The sequence below is a fragment of the Candidatus Hydrogenedentota bacterium genome, from assembly GCA_018005585.1.
Lineage (GTDB): Bacteria > Hydrogenedentota > Hydrogenedentia > Hydrogenedentales > JAGMZX01 > JAGMZX01.
The window spans coordinates 1-3,218 of record JAGMZX010000146.1 but is presented as its reverse complement, the minus strand read 5'-3'; the positions used below and the strand labels follow the sequence as shown (position 1 = coordinate 3,218).

Sequence of the window (3,218 nt, the reverse complement as noted above, 5' to 3'; positions counted from 1 at the left end):
GGGTAGCCGGTCCGCGTTCGCGGTCTGCAGGCAAGACAGAAGGGAGAGCAGTCGAAAAAGGAGCCATATCCCTCTGCGCTCCGTAAAGGGGGAGACCGGGAAACCGCGGTGTCTCGCGTCTTCCAGAGGACGTGGTCTCTTCCGGGAAACGGTATTGCAGCGGGCGGCTTCCGCGCCATTCGACAACCAATTGGGAGATTCTTGGGCAATACGCCTAAAATACACGATGCTCAGCGGCGAAACGACCCATATCCTGCGCACGGAACGGCCGCGCCACCTGGTGCGATATTTCTTGATTGCGGATTTCTTCTATCTGGCGCTGGTGCATGCTTGGGGCGTCGGGGTACGCCCGTTGGGGCGGGATTTCGCGTTGCTGGAGAACCCGGCGCAACTGGCGTGGCCCCTGCGAAGCTTCGTGTCCGCCGAGGTCTTGTTCTTCGGTGATATAGCCCCGCTGTACCACGTCGTGAATCTCGCGTTGCTGTTCGGATGCATGGCGGCGGTGTTCTTCCTGACGCTGCGGCTCGTCGGCGGACCAGTCTGGCTGGCCTCGCTTGCCGCGGTGCTGTTGATGGCGAACCCGGTCAAGAGCGAGGCCACACTGCATCTCACGGGCGCAGCCGACTTGTTGCCCGCGTTTCTCGGGCTGACGGCCGTCGCGTGTTTCGTCCGGCATGGGCAGGTGAGGACTGCGCGTTCGGGCGTGGTCGCGTGGACACTCCTTGTTGGCGCTGTACTGCTTTTCCGCGAGAACGTGTGCCTGGCGCTGCCGCTTGTCCTCCACGAACGGATGGTCGTCGAACGGCGGCGCAGCTCCCGGCTGCGTGCGGCGATGCTGACCGCCCTTACCCTCGTTGCATGCGGCTTGTATTGGAGCCCTGATATGTGGAATGCGCTGGACCCGCTCCGCATGTTCGCGCCGCTGGGGTTGCTCCCTTATCCCATCGGACTGCTGCCGGAGACGGCGTCGCAGTTCCACGCATCCCCGGCGCTGGCGTACGGCGCGCTTGTCTTGGCCATCGTTTTCCTGGTGTATCTTGACCGGCGCGTGCGGGCGCCCGTATTCACGTTCGCGGCCGCGTCTCTGTTCGCCGTGCGTCTGTTGCGGGGCGGCCTTGACATTGACCCTGTCCACATGACCGGCGGTGGCGCGCTTATCGTGCCGTTGGGCTTCTTCAGCATCGGAGTTGCCGCCCTGTGCCGCCGCATTATGCTGCATCCCCGGTGGCCGCGTCCGGTGGTGCTCCTTACCACGGCAATCTGCGTACTGCTGTTTCTCCTGCAGGTCACGTCCCTCGTGTCGTGGCGGCGTGCGGCGCGCGAGACGGCCCGTTTCCAGCAGCAGGCTTATGCGTTCGCGGCGGAGCATCCGGAACAAATGCTCGGTGTGCTGCCCGACTACCGGTGCCTGCGCGGCGCGCCGATGAACTTGTCCGATGCCATCGCGCACGACACCCCATTCAGCCGCAGCGTGCACCATATGGCCCTTTTGCCGCTGCATTACCCCGTCCGCGGGAAGGTATCCATCAGCGTGACCGCGTGGGAGGCGCGTATCGGCGTGGTGCGTATCGAGGGCGTCCCGCCTGCCGAGGTCCTGCCGGAACCCTATGCGGAGGACGGGCATTGGCGCGGTCCGGGCACGGAAATGTGGTTGGATAATGTGACGCCAGCAGGCTTTGACGTCGTCATCAAGGCCGTCGGGTGTCTTCTGCCGGGCCGCTGTCTGCCCATTTCGCCGCCCGTGCAGGATTCTCCTTGACTTCCCCGCCGGGTCTCGCAAGAATGCCTCGGAAAACGGGAATGATCAGCATGTCCAAGCTCGCATCCGTCAGGAGACCGGTCTTGTTTCCGGCGCTATGTCTAGCGCTGTCCTTCGCGCTGCTCCTGCCGCACGCCGCGGCGCAGGAACCGCTTGGGACCCTCCTCGACCGGGGATACGTGGCCCACTGGCTTGTCTGCGGGCCGTTTCCGTGCGATGTCGAGGGCGGCGTCGCCGGTGCGCTGCGGCGGGACGCGCCCGCGCTGGGCACGCGCGATTTCATGGCGCCGCTCGGCGGAATCAACAGGACGCGCCCGCAGCATCTGCTTGAAGTACACACGGATACCGGCAATGCGGTCTGGCAGCGCGCAGGAACAGCAGACGCATCGCTGGATTTGGGCCCGTTCTTCACCGAAGCGGCGGAAGGCGTGTCATATGCGGCGTTCTACGCCGAAAGCGAGCAGGAGCGGAACGTCTACGTGAATCTGCACACCCCGTTGGGCGCGCGCGTGTGGCTGAACGGGGTCCGCCTGCGCGATGTCAGGGCCGCGCCGTTGTCCGTGCTCGGCGTGGACCGGTTCGTGGCCACGTTCCGCGCGGGCATGAACCTGCTGGTTATTGAGGCGCCTGGCGCAGCTTACGAGACCCTCGCGGAAGCGGCGGGGACAGGCGTGCAATACCTGCGCACGGAGGTATTGCGGAACCGGACTCTGCTGCAAGGCAAGAGCGGCTTTGAGATTGCGCTGCAACTGCTCCCCCTGGAACGGATCGGCAATATCGTGTTCGTGCCGCGCCTGATTTCGCCGGGAACATTCACGGGCAGCGCCGCGGGAATCAGGCAGGATGTGGTGCTGACCTTGTTCAACCCCACGGGCCTGCCGTCTCCGACCATACGTGTTACAGTGGAGACTGGCGCTTCCGGCACGACCGCCGCCGCGACTGCACAGCCCTTCCCACCCGACACGGAACAGCAACTGCGCCTTGACATCCCGATTGGCGGCGTGAAACCCGGCGAGACCGTTTCCGTAAAGGTCACGCTCGCCACGCCGGAAGAGAACGTCGCGTTTTCGACGTCTGTAACGGTGATTCCACCCGTCGAAACGGGAAAGGTCTATGTCGTTACAGGCGCGCGTTTCGCGACCGTTGAGCCTGCGGACCAGCGCGAAGAAGTAGAGTCGCTTGCCGCCGCATTCCGGCGGCAAGGCGCGTTTCTAGACCAGGAGCCTGATTACGGTTTCGAACTTGGAAACGCTGACCTATGGACTGCCGCGCTCGCCAGCGCGCCGGAGGTATGGCCCGCGGTGCGCGAAGCCGCGCGGACGGGCCGCTGTGCGGCCCGTGCCGGCTACTCCGCGCTCGATGAGCGTCTGGTAGGCGAAGAGACGCTGGTCCGCAATCTCGTATACGGGATTCTTGGCAGCCGCGCCGTTTTCGAGGACGCGTTTCAGGCCTATTTCGC

General features: G+C 64.7%; 2 protein-coding genes. Both read left to right on the top strand.

Annotated features, from left to right (window positions below):
- Positions 1-226 precede the first annotated feature (226 nt).
- Positions 227-1,759 (top strand): hypothetical protein, encoded by a 1,533-nt coding sequence (locus KA184_19345; GenBank protein MBP8131739.1) that lies wholly within the window; start codon positions 227-229, stop codon positions 1,757-1,759.
- Between the two features lie 50 nt (positions 1,760-1,809).
- Positions 1,810-3,218, top strand: a 1,409-nt coding sequence (locus tag KA184_19340; protein ID MBP8131738.1) for a hypothetical protein, incomplete at its 3' end; no start/stop codon positions are given.

What these genes read in the sequence shown, in the direction of transcription:
- KA184_19345 (MBP8131739.1), top strand. Translation starts at nt 227, where the DNA reads ATGCTCAGCGGCGAAACGACCCATATCCTGCGCACGGAACGGCCGCGC.